Source organism: Paenibacillus sp. ICGEB2008, from assembly GCF_000307675.1.
Classification (GTDB): domain Bacteria; phylum Bacillota; class Bacilli; order Paenibacillales; family Paenibacillaceae; genus Paenibacillus; species Paenibacillus polymyxa.
Genome location: NZ_AMQU01000004.1, coordinates 202,788 through 227,426 on the forward strand (window position 1 = coordinate 202,788; position 24,639 = coordinate 227,426).

The following is a 24,639-nucleotide window of genomic DNA, read 5'->3' on the forward strand; positions in this document are numbered from 1 at the left end:
ATACATAATCACGCTTCTGGGCAAAGGGATAATAGAAACACCTCCTCAAAATGGTAACATCCATTTCAAGGAGGTGCTTTTGCACGGTTGTATTAATTAACGGACTTCACCGTTTGTAGCGATCAGCTTTTGATACCAGTAGAAGCTTTGTTTACGAATGCGGCGTAGATCTTTGAGATCAAATTCCTCACGATCCACATAGATAAACCCGTAACGCTTACTGGAGCCCTGATGGGTACTCACAAGATCAATCGCAGACCACGGACAGAAACCGAATACGTCTACGCCGTCTGTAATAGCCAATTGAATCTGCTCGATATGCTTGTTGAAGAAGTCAATACGATAAGGATCGTTCACTACATCCCCTTCTTCCAGCTTGTCAAATGCACCCAAGCCGTTCTCTGTCACGATTAAAGGCAGGCGGTAGCGAGAATATATTTGACGTAATGTGGTTCTAAAACCAACCGGATCAATCTCCCAACCAAACTCCGTCTTTTGCAGGTTGGGGTTCACAGAACCTCGATATGCTCCGGGTTCACCCACAATTTCGTGCTGATCGCCTGTATGTGAAAAATCATTTCCATCATCCAAACTTTCCCCTACGGTTTGGGAGGTATAGTAGTTAAAGGCGATAAAATCTGGATTTCCTTTCGCTAATATATCCATATCCCCTTCTTCAATAACAGGCTCATAGCCCTTCTCGACCAAATAACTCCAGGCAATGTGGTTGTAGCGGCCAAATACAGCCATATCCAGGTAGAGCCAGTTGCGAATAGCTGCATAGTTGTCAGCTGCCAGCGTATCTTCCGGTTTGGAACTAGCTGGATAAATGACCCCAATATTCGGTGCTGGTCCAATTTTCGCATTAGGTAGCATGTCATGGCACAATACCATTGCCTTCGCCTGCGCAACTAACATATGATGATTTTGTTGATACAGTACCTTTTGTGGATTTTCCAGACTTGTATCCAATGTACCAATAGAACCGGGATGGAGAATCAGCATGTTTTGTTCGTTAATGGTTAGCCAGTATTTGACTCTGTCCCCAAAGTTCTCAAACAACGTTTTGGCATACTGCTCGAAGGCATCAATCGTTTCTCTCTTGGACCATCCGCCTTGTTGTTCAAGCGCATAGGGCAGATCAAAGTGATACATAGTAACAATGGGCTCAATACCATATTTAATTAATTCGTCAATCAATGAGCTGTAAAATGCAATTCCCTTCGGATTGACTTCACCCGCGCCTAGTGGATAGATGCGTGTCCAAGCGATCGAGAAGCGGTACGCCTTAAAGCCCATTTCAGCCATCAGAGCTACGTCCTCTTTGAACATATGGTAATGATCACTGGTTACCTTAAAATCAGTGACTCCTTCGACGTGGTTAGCCATGTCAATGACAGAGGGTCCTTTTCCATCTTCGTCCCATGCACCCTCTACTTGATAGGCGGAAGTTGAACCTCCCCAGAAGAAGTTTTCAGGAAATGCCTTCAATTGATTATGTTTCATGCTATAGTCCCTCCAGTTATCGTTATATCCTTCTGATTTCGCAATTCATGTACGTGAGGATGAGCTTTCCTGTATTACACCACCAAAGTTAGCAATACTTCATTTTTTTGAATCTGCTCCTGACTTGTCTCAAATACGTCCACTTTGTTTTTCGTCAGTGTGACAATGACAGGGGTTACGATTTCGTACCCTGCTTCTATAATCTGCTCTCTGTCAAATTGGATTAACAAGTCCCCTTGTTTTACGATATCTCCCTCTTGAACGACCGGATTAAAATGCTTTCCTTTCAGCGCGACGGTGTTAATTCCGATATGAATTAATATCTCCGTACCCGCCTTGGAAGTCAAGCCGATGGCATGTCCTGTAGGGAACAGCGAGGTTACAACTCCATCAATAGGCGCTACGACCTCACCGACAGATGGTTCAATGGCTAAGCCTTTTCCCATTGCCCCTGTAGAAAATGCCGAATCATTCACTTGGCTCAGTGGTGTAGTCTTGCCTGTGATCGGGCTGTATATCGTTTCTTTCTTGATGTCAACAGCCTTAGTTGCTGTAACAGCTAGTAGAGGTTCTTCCGTCTTAGTGGTCTCAACGGTTGCTGCCGTCTCCCCCTTCACCTTGCTTTCATAGCCAAAAATAAGAGTCAGCACCGTGGCTACCGCGAACGAGCATGCGATGGCAATTACGTAAACCAAGGTCGGAGTATAGACCGGAATCGCAAAAATGTTGTGAAACACATAAGCCGTCATTTTCACTCCAAAATGTCCATTGATGGCACCGCCTATAGCCCCTGCGATAATGACAATTGGAATGACTCGTTTAAAGCGAAGCACCAGACCATACACAATCGGCTCTGTTACACCCGCCAGCAAGCCTGTAATACTCGTGGAACCCGCAAGGGTTCTAAGTGTTTTATCTTTTTTCGCCTTCAGGAAGATACCGAATGCGACACCAATTTGAGCAAATACAGCCGCAGCCGCCATAGCCTCAATCGGATCACCGCCAACACCGATATTTTGAATCGTGATCGGGGTAAAGCCCCAGTGAAGTCCGAAGACGACCATAAAGGTCATAAAACCGCCAAGCACAACCCCTGACAAAATGCCGCTTACACCGATTAACCATGTCACACCCGAAGAAATCCAATCTCCTACTGTTGTACCAAACGGTCCGAATGCTAGTGCAGATAAAGGAACCATAATCATTAAAGCCAACATCGAAACTAAAAACAGCTGCAAATCCTTAAGAATGATCTTCTTCAAAAACTTGTCTACCAACGCATAGATGCTGATAGATATGAATATCGGAAAAACACTCGCTGAGTAGTTCATCATGACCACCGGTATTCCCAAAAACGATACATCAGAACCTTTGTCCATCAGTCCCGTAAAGTTGGGTTCCAGGAGAGCTGCACCGATCACACCAGCTACATAAGGATTCGCCTTTAGCTTTATACCGAGCGTAATCCCTAGTAAAATCGGCAAGAAGTAAAATACAGCATTCCCGGCAGCAGACAGGATCAGATAGGTATCACTTGTTGCGGACATCCAGCCCAGCAAGGTCAAAACCGTCAAGAGGGCTTTCAGCATCCCCGAGCCTGCCATCGCCGGAATCAACGGGGAGAAGCTTCCGGAAATAACCTCAAAGATTGTGGATATGACGGATGTCTTTTTTCCGCTGGATTCGTGAGCCATAGAGTTGTCTGACCCAAAATCCCTGTTTTTCATGATTTCCGTATATACATAGGCAACATGGCTGCCAATCACGACTTGAAATTGTCCTCCGCTTTCAACAACAGTAATGACTCCCTCGTGTTTCTCAAGCGCTTCTCTTTCGGCTTTTCGTGAATCCTTCAGGTCAAATCGGAGCCGTGTAGCACAATGGACAAGCCCATTGATATTTTCTTCTCCTCCAACGAGACGTACGATATCCTCGCCCATTTTCTTATGGTCCATGTTCATTCTCCTCTTGGGCAGATTGCCTGAAAACAAAAAAATACCTAAACGAAAGGCCTGCATGATCATAGAAAATGATCACTGCCATTCATTTAGGTATCGCCTGCTTATCAGTAACAATCCTTAAATTTAAGTTGTGAGCCTACTATAAAACACTCCGAAATCGTTTGCAAGCTTTTTTTCTAAGCATCAGCCAAATCATTTCTGGAGGTTACACGCTGTATATGAATCGTCAAATACACTTTCTCGTCAATCGACATCGCACTTTCATGCTTCAATTCCAAGTATTGATTAATTAATTGGGTGCATTGAAAAGCCCTCTCGTATTTCTCTTTGACTTGGTCATACAAGAAGTTATCCCCTGATGCTAATTGCTCTTGTTCATTGCTCAGCAAACGTTGGGCAAAGTACTGCAAATGTGTAATAAATCGCGAATAATTAAATGAGGTTTCATCCAAGGTAATTTGATAGTAATCGGTTACAATATTGAAAATGTCATCAATGACCTCTGTAATCTCAACTGTTTGTTTCATGCCCTGACCGTCTTGTCTTGCATTGACAAAATGCATGGCAATAAAGCTTGCTTCATGTTCATCCATTTGAATGCCAAATTGAGCATGAATGATGTCCAATGCATTCATACCGATCATAAATTCTTTTTTGTAAAATTTTTTGATCTGCCATAACAGTGAATTTTTAAGCCCCACAGATTTCCTGTATCGAGAGATGGCAAATTGGATATGGTCAATCAACGAAATATAGATATTATCACTAAAAATATCTCCCATTTCTTTTTTGGCGCTGCCTACAATTTCATCCGCCACCTTTAAATACTCTATAGATGTCTCCCCAATGAGATCAATTAATTTTTGTGGAATTTTATCGGACTTTAATACAAAGGTTTTTTCTATTTTTTCTTCATCGACCCTTTGTCCATTTTTCTTTTTAAAACCCAGACCGTTCCCTATGACAACAAACTCATGACCTACCTGATTTTCGGCCCGAATGACATTGTTGTTAAATATTTGCCGAATGATCATCTATCTGCTCACCTCATTGATGTAATAACAAAGTTGGAATAACAAAAAAAACCAAATAACGACTAAGTCCATTAGTCATTATTTGGGTATCGCCTGCTTATCAGTAACAATCCCGAAGGACACTATGCCCCTCATTCAATTACTCTTACTATACCGCTTTCAAAGCAGAATAACAATACAATCATGCCAAAAAACCGCCAAACACTCGAAATCCCTGTGCTCAGCAGTTTTTAAGTTGATGCTTAACGTTCTTTTTCTTTGCAAAATATGTCTTTGGCAACCTGAACTGCTGAGGCTGCTCGCGGCCATCCTACGTAAAAGGCTAGCTGTGTAATAACCTCAATCAATTCTTCCTCCGAAATCCCATTCTCCTTGGCCAGGTTCAGATGATAAGGAAGTTGATTCACATGCTCCCCCGCTACCAGAGCGGCAACTGTAATGAGACTCCGTTCCCTAAGAGATAGCTCACTTCTTCTCCATACATCTCCAAAAAGAACCTCCTCCGTATAGGTTACAAAAGCGGGTGCAAAATCACCTATCGTTTCCCGAACACTCGATCTAATTAATTTATGCTTCATAATATCATCTGGGCAAGTCCGTTGCCAAAGGACCAATCCTCTAATTCGGTCTCTACCAGTGTCACAAATACATCCTCCGGTCTAATCTTGCATTTAATAGATATGAGTTCGGCTAATCTTTGGTAAAAACTCTTTTTTTTGTTCCGTAGTTCTACCCGATCCCATCGTAATTTGGATATAGAGCAGCTTGTCTGTTCTGGGTACATTCAAATAATCGGGACTATAATAAAATTCGCTCTGCTTATGAGCATGAAAAACCTGAAAATAATCCTTGGGCGGGACCTGAAAATGTTCAATCAAAGCATTCATGATACAGCGGCTAATGCCAGGCAGCTCTTGCTCTGTGTATTGTTGCTCCAAATAACCTACTCGTACAAAAGGCATATTCATTCTCTCCTATCCGTTGGGATAAGATGATTGTACTCTCCTTATCTTCATCTGTATAATTGAAAATAATCATAAGCATATTCAATTTTATCGATGGAGATGAGTCCATATGGATTTAAAAGAGTTAACTACGTTTCGTACCATTATTGAAGAAGGAACCTTCTCAAAAGCTGCCGCTAAATTAAACTACGCACAATCTACAGTTACGAACCAAATCCAGAGGCTAGAGAAAGAGCTGGGATTTCAGCTTTTTAAAAGAGGCTGGGATGCGGAATTAACCGCCTCTGGAAAAATGTATGCCGAAGAGGTTGACGGTCTTATTCAGCATTGGAATTTTGTAATGGATCAGGCGAAGTCGCTGAAAAATGAAGAGATTGGCACGCTCCATATCGGTGTGATTGAAACGGTAGCTACTATCGCACTGCCGTTGATTCTACGACAGTTTCGAGAGCATAAACCGAATATTACGTGCCACTTTACAGTGGGAAACACGGATGCACTCTCCAAAGCTTTGTTGGACGGTACGCTGGATTTTGCAATCTCTGGAGAACCTCACTCGATTCCTTCCCTACATTTCGAACCTCTGTATCATGAACAAATTGCTTTTATCGTGTCCCGCAGTCATCCCTTCGCGGTAAGAAGTGAGCTTCAGCTCGAAGATCTGTATGAGTATCCGCTTATCGTCGGAGGTAAGAACTGCTTGTATCATATACGACTGGAGAAGGAGCTTTCCCGCTTCCCGTCGATGCCTTTTTTTTATACCGTCAGTCAAATTTCGTCTATACCCTCATTTGTACATACGTTTCCTTCGGTTGGAGTGGTTCTGTCGTCAATGCCTTTGCAGAAGGACCTGGTCACCATTCCTCTCCAGCTAACAGATCCGAATATCCCCATCGGACTATTACAAAACAATCAGCACCCACAATACCTGACTTCGGCCCAAAGGCTGTTTATGCAGCTGGTTAAGGAGCAATGGGGAATGACTCTCATTGGAGTTGAAAATATTATGAGCCCATAAAAAAACCGCTAAACACCTCGATATACGAGTGTTTAGCGGTTTTCCTATGATAAGACCAAGAGGAGTTCGGCTCCTCTTTTAATTTCTATACTCTTGTGATACTCGTTATTTCGTTTCAACTGGTTTTTTCCACAGTCCCAGAATGAGCGCAGAAATCACGGAGCCGATCGCCACTGCAAGCAAGAATAGCAACGCATGGTTGGCAAGAGCTGCTACAAAAATTCCGCCATGCGGAGCTGGAAGATTGATTTGCCAGAATTGCGTCAGACCGCCAGCGATCGCCGACCCTACAATACAAGAGGTCAGGACTCGCATAGGGTCAGCAGCCGCGAATGGAATGGCACCTTCCGTAATGAAGGACAATCCGAGTACATAGTTTGTCAAGCCAGACTTGCGTTCTTGCTCGGTAAATTTATTTTTGAAGAACGTCGAAGCTAGTGCGATCGCCAGTGGAGGCACCATACCGCCTGCCATAACAGCTGCCATCATAGCCCCGTTTGTGTTACCGCTGGAAGTAAAGACACCGATCGAAAATGCGTATGCTGCTTTGTTGAAAGGTCCGCCCATGTCGATCGACATCATTCCGCCCAGAATCAGACCCAAAATAACCGCATTACCAGTTCCCAAATTGTTCAGAACATTGACAAGCCACGTATTAATACCACCAAAAATTGGATCGAACAGGTAGAACATAATCGCGCCTGAAATTAGGAGTCCAAATACAGGGTATAACAAGATTGGTTTTAAACCGTCCAGAGCTTTTGGCAGACCTGCCAGAGCTTTACGCAGGAAGATAACTACATAACCGGCCATGAAACCAGCTGCCAGACCGCCAAGGAACCCTGCATTGGAGTTTACAGCCATCAAACCACCGACCATACCTGGCATCAGTGCCGGGCGGTCTCCAATGCTCATTGCGATAAATCCGGCCAGTATCGGAATTAGGAAGTGAAACGCACCTGTTCCTCCGCCAATCGTTTGCAGCAGTTGGAATAGTACATTATCTTCTCCAGCCACTTGTTCGATCAAGAAGGAAATCGCTAACAAGATCCCCCCGCCGACAACGAATGGCAACATATGAGAAATCCCGTTCATTAAATCCTTGTAAATTTTACTGCCTACGCTGGTCTTCTCGGCTTTTGACTCTTCAGCGTTGCCTTTACCTTCACTACGGTAAATTGGCGCTTCGCCGTTCAGCGCTTTGCGAATCAGTTCTTCAGATTTACGGATACCGTCACTTACCGGTCTTTGCAATACAGGTTTACCGTCAAATCTGGCCATTTCAACCTTCTTGTCAGCTGCAACAATGACGCCTTTGGCACGACGGATTTCATCTGCTGTCAGTACGTTTTGTGCGCCTTCCGAGCCGTTCGTTTCTACCCGGATATTGACTCCCATTTCTTTCGCTTTCTTAATGAGAGCGTCTTCAGCCATAAACGTGTGCGCAATGCCTGTAGGACAAGCGGTCACCGCAACTACAAACTCATCAGAATCCGGGTTGCCAACGATAACGTCCGGCGTTTGCTGTGCTTTGGCTGCCTCTTTCTTGGCCTCTTTTGCTTTCTTGGCAGCTTCTTCTTCCGCCTGCTTAGTATCAAATAGCTCGGTTACTTCATCCGGTGTTTGTGTATTCATCAGCTTGTCGATGAAATCAGTATCAATGAGCAACCGAGAAAGGGCAGCCAGTGTGCGAAGATGTGTGTTTGCTGCTCCCTCTGGAGCTGCAATCATAAAGAATACCTTCGCGGGCTCACCGTCCAGCGATTCGAATTCTACGCCTTTACTGCTTTTGGCAAAAACGACGGTCGCTTCATTCACGGCTTTCGTCTTGGCATGCGGCATCGCAATACCACCGCCGATTCCAGTGCTGGATTCAGCTTCGCGTTTGTATATCATTTCTTTGAACAAGGCCCGGTCATTAATACGTCCACTTGCTTCGAGACTGGTGATGAGTTCCTCAATCGCCCCGTCCTTTGTCGTCGCCTGCAGGTCCATGATCATCGTTTCTTTAATCATCAGGTCTGTTATTCTCATTATTCACACTCTCCTAAGTTCGATCAGCGTGTAAGACACACGCATAATAAGCTCATGCTGTAGCCGGATTACCGTTTTGAAATCGTGACTTGCGGCCGTAATTGTTCAATTTTCTCTCTCGTAGCCAGATCATCGGAGAACGCAGTTGCGCTTCCGGATGCCACTCCTGCACGGAAGGCTTCGATCGGATCGCCCTGTAGAGCCAGCGTACCCACGAATCCAGCAATCATAGAATCACCTGCGCCTACAGAATTTTTCACCATTCCTGCTGGTACATTTGCGTGATACACTTCATCTGCCGTAATGAACAAAGCCCCTTCTCCTGCCATGGAAATGAGTACATTTTTTGCACCTGCTTCCAGTAGTTTACGACCGTAAGTGACGATCTCCTCCTCAGAATGAATAGTTACGCCAAACAACTCAGCCAGCTCATGATGATTCGGCTTGATGAGCAGCGGTTTATGAACCAAGGCCTTCATCAGCGCCCCACCTGTGGTGTCGATAACGAATTCAGCCCCGGTTTGCTGACATACGCGAATCAGTCGCTCGTAGAAGTCCCCTCCAAGGATGGCGGGATGCTTCCCGACAAGACGACAATGTCATTTTTCTGGAGACTCGCCAGCTTTTGCACCAATGCATCGGCTTCTTGCTCACGAATCGCAGGCCCCAAACCGTTAATTTCCGTTTCATCACCATGCTTGAGCTTAATATTGATCCGTGTATCATCTTCGATCATTACAAAATCAGTTTTAATGGATTCTTCCCGCAATGTATCGTCGATAAACCTGCCTGTGAACCCTCCGAGAAAACCAATCGCCGTGCTGTCTGCCCCCAACTGGTTTAGTACACGTGATACATTAATTCCCTTGCCACCTGGCAGTTTTAAATCACGTTTCATCCGGTTCAAATCACCAAGCTTCAAATCGTCAACTTCCACGATATAATCAATGGAAGGGTTCAGCGTTACTGTGTATATCATCGTTATCCCTCGATTATCTTAGTTTTCTGTGCGATGGATCGGCGTGAACGTTCTGGCACCGATTCAGTAATAAGGATAGCTTCCTTGAGTTCGAACAATTTGGCGAAGGTTACTTCTCCAATTTTGCTGGAATCGGCCAACACATATGTTTTGCCGGACAGCTGGTGGGCACGCCGCTTGATCAGCGCCTCTTCAGGATCAGGAGTGGTATACCCCATCTCCACGTCTACCCCGTTCGTTCCCAGAAAGCACTTGTCGAATCGGAAATTGTCCAAATTCTGTAGGGCAATACTCCCGATTACGGCTTTGGTATGAATTTTCATCATCCCTCCCAGTAGATAGCTTCTAATTCGTTTGCTTACCAGTGCTTCTACGTGGGAGAGACCATTCGTCACGACCGTCACGTCTTTAGCTTCAATGTAAGGAATCATCGCCATCGTTGTTGTTCCCGCATCCAGATAGATACATTCACCATCCAAAATTTCTTTGGCTGCCATACGAGCGACTGCGTTTTTTTTGTTGAACGTTTTTGAATGTTTTTTCTTCCATGCCAGGTTCCTGACTTTTCTGATTCAGCAAGGTTGCCCCGCCATGAATCCGCTTTAACAACTGACGGCCTTCAAGATCTATCAAATCACGCCGAATCGTTGACTCAGAAGCTCCCAAGAGATCAGCCAATTCCTGCAATTTTACAACACCACGCTCTTGTAAGCGCTGTATTATTAACTTGTATCTTTCTTCCGTCAGCATCTTCATTCCCCCAACTGTTCTTATCGTATCACAAACCTAGCAAAAAACAATCATTTTTCTCCAAAAAGATTCAAAAAAATTCATTCCAACTTCATTTTTTTACAAAATGGTGAATTCCTGCTCCAATCAGCATGTTTGCGTTTACATTTTAAAGAAAATTCAGCTACTTTTATGTAAATTCATTCTTCTTACATAGGAATTCAGCAGTAAACGTTCAAAAACGTTCTGACACTCCAATTAGTACTATTTTACCATTCTACGTACCATTCATCCCAACCTTATTTTAGTCAGAAAAGAGCTAATCACCGGGACTTCGTCCTCAGTATTTAGCTCTTTGGACGCTTAACGTCCCTGACACTCAGTCCTTAACGATTCCAATAACGAAACCATCATATCCCTTGCTCCCCACGGTCTGAATGGCTGTAGCTGTAATTCTCGATTCCTCAGCCAGCAAATCATAAAACTTTCTTACGCCCTGCACACGAGGGTCTGTGCTGTAAGCTTGAATGATCTCCCCTTCACGGACAACATTGTCCCCGATAATAACGGTGCCAGAACGTGAAAAACGAAGTGCCCACTCCAGATATAATGGATTATTGGGTTTATCCGCATCAATAAAAATGAGGTCAAAAGGTGCAACGCCCTCATCCTTCATTTGTGTCAACTGCTCCAATGCGTCTCCCTCTCGAAGTTCCACCATTCCATCCAACTGAGCCAACGATATATTCGACCGAGCAATTTTAGCATGAACCGGATGGGCTTCCAGCGTAACTATTTTTCCATCTGTCGGCAACGCCCTACCCAGCCAGATTGTACTGTAGCCTCCCAAGGTACCAATCTCCAACACACGTCGTGCGCCTTGCATTTGAGCCAAGATATTTAATAGCTTTCCCTGATTAGGCGACACATCATGCGGAGGTAATCCTGCCTGTTGGTTAGTAGCCAATACCTTTTCCAAGACAGCATCATGCGGAATAAGACGCTCCGAGATATAATGATCTACTTGTTCCCACGTATTCGTTGAATGCATTTGCTCCACTCTCCTTTGGCTTCAACTTACAATTTGATTGTAAATGAATTACTATTATAAAAATAATATATGTTTTTACTCTATTCATAATTTATATGTATGAGTTAATCAGAAAGGAGTCCGGTCTTGAACCTGCATGCATTACGCTTATTTCACGTGGTCGCCTCTACAAGAAGTGTGACACGTGCCTCTGAGCTATTAAATATTAGCCAACCTGCGATAACAGCCCAGATTAAAAAATTCGAAAAAGAAATATCCCTCACACTGCTCGTGCCCATGGGAAGAGGGATTACCTTAACCGATGCTGGTGAAAAGCTTGCTGTTCTCGCCAAACGGCTCTTTGCTGTCGAACAGCAAATCGAACAATTTTCACAGGATTATCGTGACGGAGCCCATGGTCATATTCGGCTGGCTGCTACTTATTTACCGGCTCATTTCCTCATTCCGGCCTGGATCGCAAAATTCAAACAGCAATATGAACAAGTTGAAATGACGATTCATACCACGAACTCCAATGATGCCTTGCAGCAGCTATTGAATATCGAAGTAGATTTGGCGATCTATGGAGGACTGCCTGAGCAGTACTCCGATATGATTCAGACCGAAGAATTGTTTCGTGATGAGCTATGGTTTGTAGTAGCGCCGGATCATCGGTATGCGAATCAGCAGGTTTCATTATTGCAAATGATGCAGGAGCCCTTTGTTATGCGTGAAAAGGGAAGTTCGACACGAGAGAGATTGTTTTCCTTATGTCGAACCTACAATGCCCCTGCTCCCAAAGTCACACTTAACTTCACAGGGCTGCATGAGGCGATTACCGCAGTGATTGCCGGTTATGGTGCAAACTTTGTGTCCTCACTAGTCGTGCGTGAATATGTAGAACGCGGTGAGCTATGCCGGGTATATGTGGAGGGTGTCCAGCTTCTCAATTCAATCGCTATTTGTACTCGCAAAAATGAGCCACAATCAGCGGCTACCCAGAATTTCATCCAGCTTATTCGCAATCATTCTTGATAAGTATGGAATACCTGTGTACACTTGCGCCTTCTTTTAATAACAAGAGCCATGACTGCGTGCATACCGCATTCATGGCTCACCTCGTTATGATAAATATTCACCCTCAATCATCTTCTCCAGGTAATCTCCCGGCTGCGCAAGAAACTCAGCAAAGCTGCATACATCCGCATATTCCTGATGCTCTTCATCGTAATAGCCCAGACACTTGTGCTTGGGATTCCACACCAAAAGGATATCCGAATAGTTATCTACTTCTAGAGACAAACGCAACAGCTTTTGCCGACCTACTTTCATCTCAACCGTATCTATGAAAGAGAAGAACTCAACAAATTGGATACCTAAATCATTTTCTGGCAGATCCACACGGAGCTGATCCCCCATTAGAAAGGCTATAAGATCCTTCGGAAGCTTGTAGCTTTTTAAGGCATGTCGTTTATTCTCCAGATTATGAAACGCTGGCGGTTCCACAGACTTTAGATATTCGGCCATTTCCACGTTCTTATTGCTAACAGCAATCGTATATGCCCGATCTCCATCCTTTTCTGCCAGTGTCACATCAGCCCCATGATCGACCAGGTACTTCACCATCGCAAAATCATTATTTCGTGCTGCCACAGTTAAAGGAGTCGCTTTATAGGGATATACCATATTAGGGGCATTGTAATTAATATCTGTACCATGCTTTAACAACAGTGCTACAGTGTTCAGGTCATGGTTACTAACTGCGTTGCGCAGCGTTGCTCCCCCATGCTGCTTTATATCGAGGCCAAGTTCGTGAATCAGCGGGATATTCTTTTTATTGCCATAATAGGCTTGCTCATAGGCACCAGATTTGACTTGATTTTTTCCGTCCAGCTTGGCACCATGAGCCACCACATAGCGGACAATCTCTTCTGAGCAGTAGCGAACAGCTGTTAAAAATGCAGGGCGATCTTTTGCATTGAGTTGAACTCCCTGCTCCACCAACAGCTTTAACACGTCCATTCGCTGAGAAATAAGCGCAAGGTCTAATGGACTTAACGTCGTATGTTTGCTGAGTTTAATTTCTTGTTCTATATCCCAGCCTTCGGTCAGCGCTTGGCGTAATGCCGATATATTGCCTTCTACAATATGCATTGCGATTTCGGGAAGAACGTCAAATTTGCCAATATTTTTTAATTGGATCATTGTATACCCTCACTCTTTATGTATCTATTATCATGCAAATCTATTTTATACCAATCTCTCTTTTACATAAATCCGCCTGACTTCCCAGTTTATTTGCTCACTTTTAATGCAAACAAGTGAGTAGTATAGGTGAAAGTACCTTAGAGAAGCTATAATTGTATAGTATTATGATTCTGTATACTCGATGCAACGAAAAGGAGAACATATGAATAGCATTCAATACTTATCCCAATTCAATTTGCTACATAGTCTCTCACGAGAAGATTTGATTGAAATGGATCAAATGACCTCTATTACGACTATACAAAAAAACACATTTATTCAAACCCCGGATACCTTCTCCAAGGGGCTTTATTTTGTGAAAAGGGGAAAGGTACGTCTCTACAAGCTGAATGCCGATGGGAAGCAGTTCACTTTGGATCTTCTCAGTGAGGGAAATGTATTCGGTGAAATGGACATGATTTCGCTGGGGACACGGGACATGTACATAGAAACGATAGAAGAATGCGATATCTGCTTGATGGACACAGACCGATTTGAACATTTTTTAATCCAGCATCCCCGGTTTATGATGAACATGATTCAGGTACTAAGTGACCGGATCTCAGGAATGAGCAGTTTAGCCCAGCATCTAGCTTTGGGGAATTTACAAGATAAAATTATGTATGTTCTTTTAAAATTATGTGATCAATTTGCCCTTCAAAGTCATGATGAGTATTATAAAATTGATTTTCCGCTTTCTCACCAGGAAATAGCGAATTTGGTTGGGGCCACCCGTGAAGCTGTAACAACCGCTCTACAGGAGCTCGTCAAAGAAAGGGTCATTAAGACCGGCTTTAAGACAATTTACATCCATCGCCAAAAGCTAGTGAAGTTGTAATCTACATTACATCTTTCCTCCTGACAAAAGAATTATCGTATACCTACCAGCAAATATACGATATGGAGTGATGAAATGCTACACCGCAAAGGGGCTCGCAAAAGAACAGATATCCCTACTGATGTACTTCAATTGCTACAACAGGGACAACTTGAGACTGTGAATCTTACCGAATGGCTGGCTGTAGATCATATTGTACTTCTGCGGAACGCTCTTGATGAGTTTGGATTGCAGCGATCATTCAATGTCTTCTTGACTGAATTGGATCATCTAAAGGAAAAAAAGATCATGAAAATAATACCCGCAATAGCACAAGCATGGCTTCATGTGTTTGAGCAACAAACGTTAGAAGAGCGTACTCGTATCTTTGACGCGATGGCCTCTCATCTTTCAGATAGCATTCGCTGCTGGGCTGCCTACATCATCGGGGTAGATTCCCGTTTAAGTCTAGAAGAAAAATTAGCTGGCATTCGACCATTTGCAGCAGATTCCCATTTCGGAGTACGTGAAATTGCCTGGATGGCAATGAGAGAACCTATATCCTTGCAACTGGATGAGGCGCTTGTGCTGTTAAACAGCTGGATGCGAAACAAGGATGCTAACATACGTCGTTTTGCTATAGAATTAACCCGGCCACAAGGCGTTTGGGCCAAACACATCCCTGAACTAAAAGAACATCCCGAGTTAGCCCTTCCACTTTTGGAAGTGGTTCAATCTGACCCTGTCAAATATGTTCAAGACTCGGTGAGCAATTGGCTGAATGATGCCAGCAAAACTAACCCGGAATGGGTAATTCAGGTATGTGATACATGGCTGTTGGCTTCAGATACAAAGGAAACGAAGCGAATAGTAACTCGGGCACAAAGAAGCTTGAACAAAATGAAATAATCTGGAGACTCCTCCCCATCCAATCCATAGCTAGAATATTTACATAAACTATGAGATACATCTGGAATATTAGGAATGGAGGAATTCCTATGTCTATTATCCGAATCTATCTGGAAGCAGACAGTGTTGTATCTGGGAACATTGCCATCACCACGAATATAAATGTCACTCCAATTGTCAATCGGTACACAGCCGTTGTTGTGCTCGGCAACATCCTAGGGGGAGTGACCACCATCCCGGCACAAAATTTTACGAATGATAGCGGAACTTCAGTTGCGGCAAACAGTCTGGTGGTTCCGACCAGTAACGGTTACTACAATGTATTCGTGAATGGAACGTTGCAGCGAGGCGGATTAACGACACTTTCTCCTACTAATCTAATCATAAATACTGGCTTGTTAGTTGGCGCTACCGTAGTTATTGAGGTGATCAATTTCAACACCAGCGCTTCCTCAACATCTGTCAACAACGTCACCGTGACGACCACAATAAGCGACTGAAGGAAAACTATCGCAAATTCCACTTAAAAAACGCCAAACACAGGGCTTATCCTTGATGAATACAGATGGTTTTTCCCGTTACACAATTAAAAAAATTTTTAAATCTTGAAGTTCTCTACAAGTACCTGAAGCTTCTCGGCCAGTGATGAGAGGAGCTCTGCGGAGGATTCCACTTCTTGCATAGCAACAAGCTGTTGCTCTGAAGAAGCCGATAGAGATTCTGCCCCTTTAGCTGTATGGTTAGAGACGAGCACGGTATTCTGAATGGCTTGAACGAGCCCTTCAGAGATCAGTGCCAGATCCCGAACTGTAGCTGATATTTGCTCACTTTGGGAAGAGACATCAGAAACGGAGGCTTCAATCTCGGAGAAGGAACGTCCGGCCGATATAATCAACGCTTTCCCTTGCAGCATTTCGTCCGTGGAACGCTTCACAGTTTGTCCCGCCTTGTCCATTTGGGCGATAATCAAACTGATCAGCTCACTAACTTGTGTGGCGGATGTGGCTGAACGTTCGGCCAACTTGCGGACAGAGTCAGCGACAACGACAAAGCCCCTGCCTTCTTCTCCAGCGCGGGCAGCTTCTATCGCTGCATTTAGAGATAGTAAGTTAGTCTCCTCGGCAATACTGGCGATGGTGCCGACAATGTTCTCAATCTCCTTGGAGTGGCTGCCAAGCGTATTAATAATGCTTGAGAGATCGCCGATACTTTCACTCACAACTCCCATTTGGGAGGTGGTGGAATCCATCGATTCCCGACCAAGACGCGCTTTCTGGACATTATCGACTGCCTTGTTCCTTGCGATGTCTGCATTGCCCGCAATATCGCTGATGAAGCGAGATATATTCTGAACCGCTTTGTAGCTTTCTTCTAGATTCTGTAATTGGGTATGCGCCCCATCTGTTAGCTCAATCGTAACATTCACGCTGTGCTCCCCAGCACGGTTCGTTGCCTGTGCGCTGGCTGACAACTCCTGAGAGGAAGAAGCGACCAGTATAGAGGTGTCATTGACCTGAGTGATCAGGTTGCGTAAATTCATTGTCATATCGTTGAAGTCGCGGGCCAGAGTCCCGATTTCATCCTTGCTTTTGAAAAGAAGTGGTTCATGGGTAAGATCGCCATTGGTAATGGTATTCACAGAGGCTGACAGCTTGGTAAGCGGACTTACCATATGGCGAATCAACAGGTAAGCAACAAGGATAGCCACGATAAAAATAGAACCGCCAATAATAAAGGGATGAACAATAATATCCAACGTCCGTTCCTGAATTAATGAGCCGTCAAAATTGATGGCCATCAGTGCAACAATGGGCTTGGTGGGATCATGATCCTGGTAAATGGGACCATAACCAGTTTTAAGCGAGGTTCCTTCATATGTATAAACCTTGGAATATGCTGAATGCTTCATTGTAGTTATCATTTCTTTGTCTTCATCCGTGAAATAGAAGGAATCGCCAGCTTGGTAGCCTCTTTGCTTGAGGTTGGCGTCGGCGGCCAGAATTTTTCCATCTAAAGACATGATGAAAGCCTCTTTAAAAATAGGCTTATGGGCTACGATCCAGCCAATTCGCTTTTCAATGGCAGTAAGTTTGCTCTTATCTCCACTGACCAGACCCGATATATCCGCGGGATCTATAAGACCTGTCGTAATATTGGCGCAGCCCACCAGCTCGATCCCTGCAGCTTCATCCACTTGATGGTAAGCGGTACGATATCCGAAGTATCCTATGGAGGAGCCTACGAGGAGGAACATGATGAGCATCATCCAGGTTAATTTTGTTGCGAGCTTCATTATTTGAACCACCAATCCTGACTCTAATAAATTTTTATGACAATCAGTTTTCACTGCTACGATTATAGCCTATCAACACTTACTAATAATATGGCATTCCAGTGTCGGAATATGTCGTTTTATGTGAGATTTGTCGCTGTTTTTTGTAAACGAGAACGTTGCAGCGCAGTCGTTCATGACACCATGATAACTACCAATAAGGGACTGATGTAAAAGCCTTCATAAAATACGATAAAAAACCGCTAAACACAGAGGTTTACCCTTGTCTTTAGCGGTCTATTTTTCTATCAATCAAGTTATTCCATCAGGAAAATGCACCGATTTGTTTAAGCTACATCCAGTATTATTTTTTGTGGGCTAATAAGAGATTAACTATAGTATCCAGTTGAAGCTCCAGCGAATAGGGATCTTCCATCACAAACTCATCCCCTTTTTCGCTGAATGAACCGTACATGTACACCTGTCCTTTTTTACAGCCGGAAGCCCCTTCCATAGCTCACTATGTAGAATCTGATTGGCCCCTTCATCTTCTGAGCCATATACAAAGATGTGATCTCCCATATACTCGGGTAAAACCTCAAGCGAAATATTTTCAAATCCTTCTTTCATATTCAATGCTTTCTTAGTGGGTGGCAGCTGTAGCATTTGATATATGGTTGGACTTCCGTAGTTACCGCCTTTCGCCGCTAAAACATAGATTGATTTATTGGCGACTTGTACGATCGAAACCGTCTCTCCATCTTTAATAATACCGTCAATTTTAGTTCTAGTCTCTGCAACTTTATTCTCATATTTAGCAATCCACTGCTCGGCTTCTTTCTGCTTACCAAATATTTCACTGATTCTGCGGAATTTATCCAGTGGTCCCGCTGTAGATTCACCCTCCCAATACGGCAGGAACACAGTCGTTCCTACCTTCTGGTAGCTGTCGATGTTCTTTTCAATTGAGCCGATAATTAAATCCGGTTGCAGTACGGTCAGTTCCTCCAAATCCATAGGAAAATCCCCGAGATCTTTGATTCCGGCTAACTTCTCTTTGGGATATCCCGATTGATCAATCCAAGCCTCATTCAACATAAAGCTTCTGACCCCTACAGGTATAATCCCCAGTTTTAAAAGATGACCCATATACTGATCCGATGCTACTCGTTTCGGGTTAGCAGGTACTTCCACATCGCCTTTTAGTGTCTTAACCGTTCTGGTCTGTGCTTGTACTGCCGCTTGTCCATCGCTGTTGGATGATGTCGCTGTATGATTGGCTTTCGTTTGCGAGCTTCCATTTGTATTCGTCGGAGCTGAGCAGGCTCCCAGCATCAATGATAAGAACAACATGATCATCATTGCTGTAATTTTGCCTCTTCCGTGCATGAATAAATCCCCTTCCGCATGATACCGATATTGATAATCAATATCAGTATAACGGGTGAAAGCTGTCCGCTGAAGGGCATATTTAAGCTTCGTTTGGGGCATATCCTGATCTTGCGCCTGGATATGCTGCTGCCGTTCTTTTTTGAATCGTACAGGAGATAGTCCCTTATATTTCTTGAAGCTGCGACTTAATGAATGAGCATCTGGATATCCCACACGCTCTGCGATCTCCTGCAAAGTGGCATCCGTCTGCATTAGCAGCTCTGCCGCTCGATTTGCCCGTATCTGGCCCAAGTAATGAATTGGACTGGTATGCATTTTACTTTTGAACAGCCTTGATAAATGTCCGGTACTGCACTCTAGCTCCTCCGCAATGGACTCTAGTGTTATAGACCGACTAAAATGCTCACAAATATAAGTTACAGCTTGCGCTACCAAGTCAGGCTTAAGGGGCTGAATGCCTTGTCGATCCAATTGATGTAACAATTCGAAGACAAAATGATGAAATAAAGCTTTGACGTGCAGTTTACCAAGTCCCGATCCCTTATGCCATTCTTGCTCCAACAGCTTTACTTTATCATACAGGGGCAGCAGGTAATGAGGTGCGAAAGCATACTGATTCTGAAAAGGATTTCCCTTTTCCAGCAATTGTGCGATCTCCTTCCGACCATGTAGGGCCAAAGTTGCCTTGTACAGTATGATGTAATATTCAAGCACATCCTCCGTCATGACGCTCAGGCACATTCCTTTTCCCCCATGCAGGACATGAAAACGATCCACCCTATGAACACTGTCATCTAACCATACCCGCGCACTTCCGCGTACAGTATATAAAAACGCACTGACCGGAAGTCTGTAGTTTCGCAATTCTTCCCCTTTATCCATTTTCTTATGGCGAACATCCATCACTTGTATAAACACATGATTCCACAATAAAATGTGATCGTTCAACTTCATTACTACCGCTCACCCCCTATCCAAATATAAGAAAAAGCCCTGTAAAGGGCTATCTTTTTTTGTAAACCATTCAATTGTCGCTTGGATTTCCACCGATATGATTAGGTTCCAAATCGTTTGCGATAACCACACTTTCGGCACAACTCTTCCACTGCTTCTCTCTTGGAGAATCCAAAGTACAGACGGTTTGCACGCTCACCTTCCACGATCTCGGAAAAAGTTTGCTCATGCACATTTCCTAAATTAATGACGCCTTCTCCATCAAGACAGCAAGGGACCACTGTTCCATCCACCAAAACCGCCGCTTGACTGCGAAGCGCATGACAAAAGCCTTTTCCGTCATCTTCTGGTGCACTCAGGCTAGGCCATTCAAATTCGTAGTCTTGATTCAAATATACATTGGGGGCGATTTTGACCCCACTGCCCGGCATTACTTTTTCTTCAATACGATAGTCCAGCCCAAACTCTTGCTCCAATTGCTCCAGTGTCTCGCGGTTGCGCTGACGCTGCACATTAGTCAAATTATCTTGAGTCAGGTTCCAGAGACGGAATGAAATAATGACATTGTGCTTCACAGCTTCTCTGACAAACGTGAAAATATGACCCAAATAACCTTCTCGATCCACAGAACCTTCATGCCCGTCAAAACTATGAAGAGAAAAGTTCATCTGCCGTAATGCCGGCTGACCAAGCAGCTTATGTCCGGTCTTCGGCAGCAAGGTACCATTGGTGGTAATGTTGACCTTTAAGCCTTTCTCATGCGCACTCTCCAGCAAAAGATCAATTTTGGGATGGAGCAAAGGCTCTCCTTTGACATGCAGATAAATGTAATCCGTATGCGGCTTGACCTGATCAAGCACATTCCGAAAGACTTCTGGATCAATAAATTTTTTGACACGTTGTGTCTGAGGGCAAAAACTGCATGCAAGATTGCAAATGCTTGTTATCTCAATGTATACCTTCTTAAATGTCTTCAACATAATTTCCCCATTCTAACCTTCATCCTGAACATTTGGTTTATGCTCACTAATCTTATGATTATAACGGGTTATGAACGAGAGGTAAACTCTGCGGATATTTTCTATTGACCTTAGGTCTGACCTAAGGTTTATAGTGAAGTTATTCAATTATCAAGAAGGAGACCTGTCATTGAAAAAACACATTACGATTAGTCAGCTTGCTCAGCTCATGAATGTATCTGTACATCAGCTGCGGTATTTTGAAGAAAAGGGTATCCTTTATCCGTTATACACAGATGAAAATCAATATCGAATGTACGGACTTCATGAAATTTATCAACTTTCCCATATTTTAATGCTACGTAAATTAAATATCCCTGTCGGTCAAATTGAAGAATGCATGACTTCCTACACGGCCGATGATTACAACCAGCTTTTAGAACATTCGTTACAGAAGGTACAGGATGAAATCGCTAACTTAAAGCTGCTCGAACAGTTTATTCATAAAGTGCTAAAAGAACATCATAACCTTACCCGGCAAAACAATGAGTATCGAATCAAGCTTTTGGATACTCGACATTTAAAGCTGTGGTTTGCATTGGAGAGTGATCAAGAACTCACGGCCAGGAATCTATTTGAGCAGCGGCCTGCACCACCACAATTATTTGAAAATGATCTACATTATCTATCTGATTCTGGACAGGTGAAACTATATTATGAAACGACATCAGGAGCAGCTGACTATATTCTGGAAGAAGGCAGCTATCTTTATAAGCACTTCTCTGCCACTGAAGACGCTGAGATCGAACACCAAGTCCAACAACTGGAGCATTATGCGACCCAGCACCAATATGAATGCCTAAGCAAGGTCATTGTGGTGGAAAAATCCTATCTATCCATATTCGACAGCAACGAGCTGCAATATGAGATTCAAGTAAAAATTTCTGATGTGCAGGAGGACGTTACATGAGTCCACAATCCTATGACATGGTTGCTTTTCAAGAGCAAGACCATGAAGCCGTATGTAAGCTCTTAGTGGAATCGTTTAAGGCAAAATTTCAAGCTCTTGTTACTTTGGAGGATCAAGATATACAGCGTTTATTAATGCAGGTTTGGGTTCAACATCCTGATTCTACATCTGGGAAGCAATTTGTGGTTAAAGAGAACGACGATGTTGTTGGTGTCCTTTCGCTCAAATGGAAGACTCCCTCCTCTTCACTTCCTAAAACAAATCTCACTTCTTTGGCTTCGCTTATAATACAGTTTGGCTGCTTCAATGTATTTAAATTTTTGACAGGCATGTATGCGCTGGACTATAAACCTACCATAGATGAGTGTTACATTGATCATTTGGCAATTCGCTCAAGTCATCGCAATCAAGGGATCGGGCGACGTTTTCTAGCTTTCGCACAGCAGTTTACGGTTGAATCCGGTTTCCATGCGTTGACACTTCATGTAGCACATCAGAACCAGCAGGCTATCCGCTTGTACCACAATCTAGCATTTGAAATTGAGCAGTCTCAATATAATTATTGGCGACATTTTTGGTTCAAGGAGCCTGTATGGCATCTAATGAGCTGGAAAGAACGAAACTGCATTCGAGGAGAGAACAGCATTGAAAAAAACATATAAGCTAACCCTTGGTATTGCGGCAGGTCTGGCTGTTGCCTTGATATTGATTGTTTTATATCAAAATTCCTACAAGATGACGGAAGAAAAAATACAAATTGCGACTCCCAAAGGAGTATTAACAGGTACACTAGCTTTGCCTGAGAACTACTCGGGAAAGATTGGACTGGTTGTTTTTGTCCATGGAGATGGTCCAATCAATGACACGTATGATGATGGATACAAACCGCTGTGGGAAAGGTTTGCTTCTAAGGGGTATGCTTCCTTATCCCTGAATAAGCCCGGTATTAACTGCGCACCAGGCGATTGGCTGGAGCAGAGCATGGAGGACCGGGCACAGGAGATTCGATATGCAGTTGACTGGGCCAAAACCTTACCGATGATTGATAAGCACAAAATCGGCCTTTGGGGAGCCAGTCAAGCAGGCTGGGTCATTCCGAAGATCGTTAAAGAGGAGCATGATATTGCATTCAGCATCCTTGTATCGCCGGCTGTGAATTGGATTACACAAGGGCAATTTAACACAAAAAAAGAGTTGGAACAAGCAGGAGCTAGCCCGCAGCAAATTAAAAAGAGACTGGACTACGACCATAAGGTTCTACAATTACTGAAAAATCATGCTTCCTATGAAGAATACCTAAGCATAGCCAGTCCTAACGATATCATTTCCAAAGAAAGATGGAGCTTTATAGGCAAAAATTTTCGTTCTGATTCTACGGAAGAATTAAGCTACTTTAAATCTCCTGTACTCTTGGTTCTGGCTGGGAAAGATATGAACGTAGATGTAAAAGACACCGAGCGAGTATATCGCCAAAAGATATCTCCAGAGCTGCTGTCTGTCATTCATTTGCCAGAAGTTGACCATTCCATGATGAATGAACAAATTGCGCATTCCAAGTCCCTAACCTTCTTAACCGCCGTATTTGCCCCTAGACAATTGGTAAATGATGATTATCTACAAATTCTCGCCGATTATGTTAGTCAGCGTTAAGCTTGGAACTACTGTATACTCTATTAGACCGGGAATAGATATATAAACAGCAAAAAAACGGCATTTCTGCCGTTTTTTTAAAGGATGGACTCTCAGGGACTCGAACCCTGGACCAATTGATTAAGAGTCAACTGCTCTACCAACTGAGCTAAGAGTCCATATAAAATTATGGTGGAGCCTAGGGGGATCGAACCCCTGACCTCATCGCTGCCAGCGATGCGCTCTCCCAGCTGAGCTAAGGCCCCGTCTCATGTAGGTAATTAACGTTTCAAGCGACTTCTATATCATATAAAATATTCGACCCTGTGTCAATACTTTTATAAAAAAAATATAATCCTCTTCCCACCACGGCCCTAAAAAGATACAGTCAGCGATCAGTCGCTGTCTGTATCTTTGGATAACAGTGTTTTCAGTTCCTTCATAAACATATTGATGTCTTTGAACTGCCGATAGACGGACGCAAAGCGTACGTAGGCGACTTCATCCACAGGATAGAGCTGTTCCATGACTAGCTCACCAATCTGCTGGCTATCCACCTCTGTGGCTGCTGTGTTGCGTATAGCGTTCTCCACCTGAGATACGATCAGATCGAGTTGCTCGACTGATACTGGACGCTTTTCACAGGCTCGAATGAGACCGCGCAGCATTTTATCACGGCTAAACTCTTCACGGCTGCCATCTTTTTTGATGACCATCAGTGGGGTCTCTTCTACCATTTCAAAGGTGGTAAAACGCCTGGCACACTGTTCGCATTCGCGACGGCGGCGGATGGACTTATTATCATTCGCTGGTCGCGAATCCAACACTTTCGTGCCATTGTAGGCACAATATGGGCACTTCATAATCTCATCACTTCCTTTTTCCAATAAATTCCCGAAGCTTTTTAGTAATAATTTTGTCGAAACGGATCATAATATGTTTACCACGTCGCGAGGAGGTGAACAACAATGGCACAAGGAAACAATGGCAACTCCAACAACCTGGTAGTCAGCAGATCCTCCGGTGCTCTGGAGCAAATGAAATATGAAATCGCTCAAGAGCTGGGTATCAGCATTCCTCAAGATGGATACCAAGGCAACATGACTTCCTATGAGAACGGTTCGATCGGGGGCTACATCACAAAACGCCTCGTAACGATCGCCGAACAACAATTGGCAGGTCAATACCAATAATCTCGGTAATAATCAAGAAGTAATACGAAAAAGTGTAGGGA

General features: G+C 43.7%; 20 protein-coding genes, 2 tRNA genes and 3 pseudogenes. 9 read left to right on the forward strand and 16 right to left on the reverse strand.

Annotation, left to right across the window (positions count from 1 at the left end):
• Window positions 1-96: 96 nt before the first annotated feature.
• The 5 genes and pseudogenes from C400_RS0102525 to C400_RS0102545 form a co-directional block, all read right to left on the reverse strand.
• Window positions 97-1,506, reverse strand: a complete 1,410-nt coding sequence (locus C400_RS0102525; protein WP_017425890.1) for a glycoside hydrolase family 1 protein — start codon at window positions 1,504-1,506, stop codon at window positions 97-99.
• Between the two features lie 74 nt (window positions 1,507-1,580).
• Window positions 1,581-3,461, reverse strand: coding sequence for a beta-glucoside-specific PTS transporter subunit IIABC (locus C400_RS0102530; protein WP_017425891.1), 1,881 nt, complete (start codon window positions 3,459-3,461; stop codon window positions 1,581-1,583).
• 182 nt (window positions 3,462-3,643) lie between these two features.
• Window positions 3,644-4,501 (reverse strand): BglG family transcription antiterminator LicT, encoded by an 858-nt coding sequence (gene licT / locus C400_RS0102535; protein WP_017425892.1) that lies wholly within the window; start codon window positions 4,499-4,501, stop codon window positions 3,644-3,646.
• Between the two features lie 242 nt (window positions 4,502-4,743).
• Window positions 4,744-5,079, reverse strand: coding sequence for a carboxymuconolactone decarboxylase family protein (locus C400_RS0102540; RefSeq protein ID WP_016819660.1), 336 nt, complete (start codon window positions 5,077-5,079; stop codon window positions 4,744-4,746).
• Window positions 5,076-5,463, reverse strand: a pseudogene (locus tag C400_RS0102545) (tautomerase family protein). The gene C400_RS0102540 and the pseudogene C400_RS0102545 overlap by 4 nt, the downstream one beginning before the upstream one ends.
• 112 nt (window positions 5,464-5,575) lie before the next feature.
• Between C400_RS0102545 and C400_RS0102550 the strand changes: the two are divergent.
• Entirely contained in the window at window positions 5,576-6,484 is a 909-nt protein-coding gene (locus C400_RS0102550; protein WP_017425893.1) for a LysR family transcriptional regulator, read from the forward strand.
• A gap of 105 nt (window positions 6,485-6,589) precedes the next feature.
• Here C400_RS0102550 and C400_RS0102555 read toward each other — a convergent pair whose 3' ends face one another.
• From C400_RS0102555 to C400_RS0102570, 4 genes and pseudogenes are all read right to left on the reverse strand, one after another.
• The gene (locus C400_RS0102555) at window positions 6,590-8,518 is read right to left on the reverse strand and encodes a PTS fructose transporter subunit IIABC (protein ID WP_017425894.1); all 1,929 of its coding nucleotides are present in this window, start codon (window positions 8,516-8,518) and stop codon (window positions 6,590-6,592) included.
• 68 nt (window positions 8,519-8,586) lie between these two features.
• Window positions 8,587-9,497, reverse strand: a pseudogene (gene pfkB, locus C400_RS0102560) (1-phosphofructokinase).
• A gap of 2 nt (window positions 9,498-9,499) precedes the next feature.
• A pseudogene (locus C400_RS0102565) lies at window positions 9,500-10,247 on the reverse strand (DeoR/GlpR family DNA-binding transcription regulator).
• A gap of 358 nt (window positions 10,248-10,605) precedes the next feature.
• Complete coding sequence (locus C400_RS0102570; protein ID WP_017425895.1) at window positions 10,606-11,277, reverse strand: O-methyltransferase; 672 nt, start codon at window positions 11,275-11,277, stop codon at window positions 10,606-10,608.
• Between the two features lie 126 nt (window positions 11,278-11,403).
• On the opposite strand from C400_RS0102570, the gene C400_RS0102575 reads away from it, so the two are divergent.
• Window positions 11,404-12,291, forward strand: a complete 888-nt coding sequence (locus C400_RS0102575) for a LysR family transcriptional regulator (protein ID WP_017425896.1) — start codon at window positions 11,404-11,406, stop codon at window positions 12,289-12,291.
• A gap of 87 nt (window positions 12,292-12,378) precedes the next feature.
• Here C400_RS0102575 and C400_RS0102580 read toward each other — a convergent pair whose 3' ends face one another.
• Window positions 12,379-13,461 carry an ankyrin repeat domain-containing protein gene (locus tag C400_RS0102580; protein WP_017425897.1) on the reverse strand — a complete coding sequence of 361 codons (1,083 nt, stop codon included), beginning with the start codon at window positions 13,459-13,461 and terminating at the stop codon, window positions 12,379-12,381.
• Between the two features lie 205 nt (window positions 13,462-13,666).
• On the opposite strand from C400_RS0102580, the gene C400_RS0102585 reads away from it, so the two are divergent.
• From C400_RS0102585 to C400_RS0102595, 3 genes are all read left to right on the forward strand, one after another.
• Window positions 13,667-14,341, forward strand: a complete 675-nt coding sequence (locus C400_RS0102585; RefSeq protein ID WP_017425898.1) for a Crp/Fnr family transcriptional regulator — start codon at window positions 13,667-13,669, stop codon at window positions 14,339-14,341.
• Window positions 14,342-14,416: 75 nt separating this feature from the next.
• Window positions 14,417-15,229 (forward strand): DNA alkylation repair protein, encoded by an 813-nt coding sequence (locus C400_RS0102590; protein WP_017425899.1) that lies wholly within the window; start codon window positions 14,417-14,419, stop codon window positions 15,227-15,229.
• 89 nt (window positions 15,230-15,318) lie between these two features.
• Entirely contained in the window at window positions 15,319-15,729 is a 411-nt protein-coding gene (locus tag C400_RS0102595; protein WP_017425900.1) for a DUF4183 domain-containing protein, read from the forward strand.
• Between the two features lie 98 nt (window positions 15,730-15,827).
• Here the strand turns inward: C400_RS0102595 and C400_RS0102600 are convergent, their stop codons facing one another.
• From C400_RS0102600 to C400_RS0102610, 3 genes are all read right to left on the reverse strand, one after another.
• The gene (locus C400_RS0102600) at window positions 15,828-17,522 is read right to left on the reverse strand and encodes a methyl-accepting chemotaxis protein (protein WP_017425901.1); all 1,695 of its coding nucleotides are present in this window, start codon (window positions 17,520-17,522) and stop codon (window positions 15,828-15,830) included.
• Window positions 17,523-17,936: 414 nt separating this feature from the next.
• Window positions 17,937-19,847: an AraC family transcriptional regulator gene (locus C400_RS0102605; protein WP_017425902.1), complete on the reverse strand. Its 1,911-nt coding sequence runs from the start codon at window positions 19,845-19,847 to the stop codon at window positions 17,937-17,939.
• 101 nt (window positions 19,848-19,948) lie between these two features.
• Window positions 19,949-20,827 (reverse strand): radical SAM/SPASM domain-containing protein, encoded by an 879-nt coding sequence (locus C400_RS0102610; RefSeq protein ID WP_016819646.1) that lies wholly within the window; start codon window positions 20,825-20,827, stop codon window positions 19,949-19,951.
• 169 nt (window positions 20,828-20,996) lie between these two features.
• On the opposite strand from C400_RS0102610, the gene C400_RS0102615 reads away from it, so the two are divergent.
• Genes C400_RS0102615 through C400_RS0102625 form a run of 3 tightly spaced genes read left to right on the forward strand, consistent with a single transcriptional unit; the run spans window position 20,997 to window position 23,426 of the window.
• A complete protein-coding gene (locus C400_RS0102615) occupies window positions 20,997-21,776 on the forward strand; it encodes a helix-turn-helix domain-containing protein (RefSeq protein WP_017425903.1) in 780 nt (259 codons plus the stop codon).
• The gene (locus tag C400_RS0102620; RefSeq protein ID WP_017425904.1) at window positions 21,773-22,438 is read left to right on the forward strand and encodes a GNAT family N-acetyltransferase; all 666 of its coding nucleotides are present in this window, start codon (window positions 21,773-21,775) and stop codon (window positions 22,436-22,438) included. The genes C400_RS0102615 and C400_RS0102620 overlap by 4 nt, the downstream gene beginning before the upstream one ends.
• Window positions 22,422-23,426, forward strand: coding sequence for an alpha/beta hydrolase family protein (locus C400_RS0102625; protein WP_017425905.1), 1,005 nt, complete (start codon window positions 22,422-22,424; stop codon window positions 23,424-23,426). The genes C400_RS0102620 and C400_RS0102625 overlap by 17 nt, the downstream gene beginning before the upstream one ends.
• A gap of 85 nt (window positions 23,427-23,511) precedes the next feature.
• On the opposite strand, the gene C400_RS0102630 is transcribed toward C400_RS0102625, so the two are convergent.
• From C400_RS0102630 to nrdR, 3 genes are all read right to left on the reverse strand, one after another.
• Window positions 23,512-23,584, reverse strand: a tRNA-Lys gene (locus tag C400_RS0102630).
• A gap of 11 nt (window positions 23,585-23,595) precedes the next feature.
• Window positions 23,596-23,671 (reverse strand) — tRNA-Ala (locus tag C400_RS0102635).
• Window positions 23,672-23,800: 129 nt separating this feature from the next.
• Window positions 23,801-24,268, reverse strand: coding sequence for a transcriptional regulator NrdR (nrdR, locus tag C400_RS0102640; RefSeq protein WP_013370366.1), 468 nt, complete (start codon window positions 24,266-24,268; stop codon window positions 23,801-23,803).
• A 105-nt stretch (window positions 24,269-24,373) separates the two neighbouring features.
• Here nrdR and C400_RS0102645 point away from each other — a divergent pair, with 105 nt between their 5' ends.
• Window positions 24,374-24,598: an alpha/beta-type small acid-soluble spore protein gene (locus tag C400_RS0102645; protein WP_013309613.1), complete on the forward strand. Its 225-nt coding sequence runs from the start codon at window positions 24,374-24,376 to the stop codon at window positions 24,596-24,598.
• Window positions 24,599-24,639 lie beyond the last annotated feature (41 nt).

Bases quoted from the DNA above. Each gene is read 5' to 3' on its own strand.
- C400_RS0102620 (WP_017425904.1), top strand. From the start codon at position 21,773: ATGAGTCCACAATCCTATGACATGGTTGCTTTTCAAGAGCAAGACCAT.
- C400_RS0102530 (WP_017425891.1), bottom strand. From the start codon at position 3,461: ATGGACCATAAGAAAATGGGCGAGGATATCGTACGTCTCGTTGGAGGA.
- C400_RS0102605 (WP_017425902.1), bottom strand. From the start codon at position 19,847: ATGAAGTTGAACGATCACATTTTATTGTGGAATCATGTGTTTATACAA.
- licT (WP_017425892.1), bottom strand. From the start codon at position 4,501: ATGATCATTCGGCAAATATTTAACAACAATGTCATTCGGGCCGAAAAT.
- C400_RS0102645 (WP_013309613.1), top strand. From the start codon at position 24,374: ATGGCACAAGGAAACAATGGCAACTCCAACAACCTGGTAGTCAGCAGA.
- C400_RS0102570 (WP_017425895.1), bottom strand. From the start codon at position 11,277: ATGCATTCAACGAATACGTGGGAACAAGTAGATCATTATATCTCGGAG.
- C400_RS0102590 (WP_017425899.1), top strand. From the start codon at position 14,417: ATGCTACACCGCAAAGGGGCTCGCAAAAGAACAGATATCCCTACTGAT.
- C400_RS0102595 (WP_017425900.1), top strand. From the start codon at position 15,319: ATGTCTATTATCCGAATCTATCTGGAAGCAGACAGTGTTGTATCTGGG.
- C400_RS0102550 (WP_017425893.1), top strand. From the start codon at position 5,576: ATGGATTTAAAAGAGTTAACTACGTTTCGTACCATTATTGAAGAAGGA.
- C400_RS0102555 (WP_017425894.1), bottom strand. From the start codon at position 8,518: ATGAGAATAACAGACCTGATGATTAAAGAAACGATGATCATGGACCTG.
- C400_RS0102610 (WP_016819646.1), bottom strand. From the start codon at position 20,827: ATGTTGAAGACATTTAAGAAGGTATACATTGAGATAACAAGCATTTGC.
- C400_RS0102540 (WP_016819660.1), bottom strand. From the start codon at position 5,079: ATGAAGCATAAATTAATTAGATCGAGTGTTCGGGAAACGATAGGTGAT.
- C400_RS0102525 (WP_017425890.1), bottom strand. From the start codon at position 1,506: ATGAAACATAATCAATTGAAGGCATTTCCTGAAAACTTCTTCTGGGGA.
- nrdR (WP_013370366.1), bottom strand. From the start codon at position 24,268: ATGAAGTGCCCATATTGTGCCTACAATGGCACGAAAGTGTTGGATTCG.
- C400_RS0102600 (WP_017425901.1), bottom strand. From the start codon at position 17,522: ATGAAGCTCGCAACAAAATTAACCTGGATGATGCTCATCATGTTCCTC.
- C400_RS0102580 (WP_017425897.1), bottom strand. From the start codon at position 13,461: ATGATCCAATTAAAAAATATTGGCAAATTTGACGTTCTTCCCGAAATC.
- C400_RS0102585 (WP_017425898.1), top strand. From the start codon at position 13,667: ATGAATAGCATTCAATACTTATCCCAATTCAATTTGCTACATAGTCTC.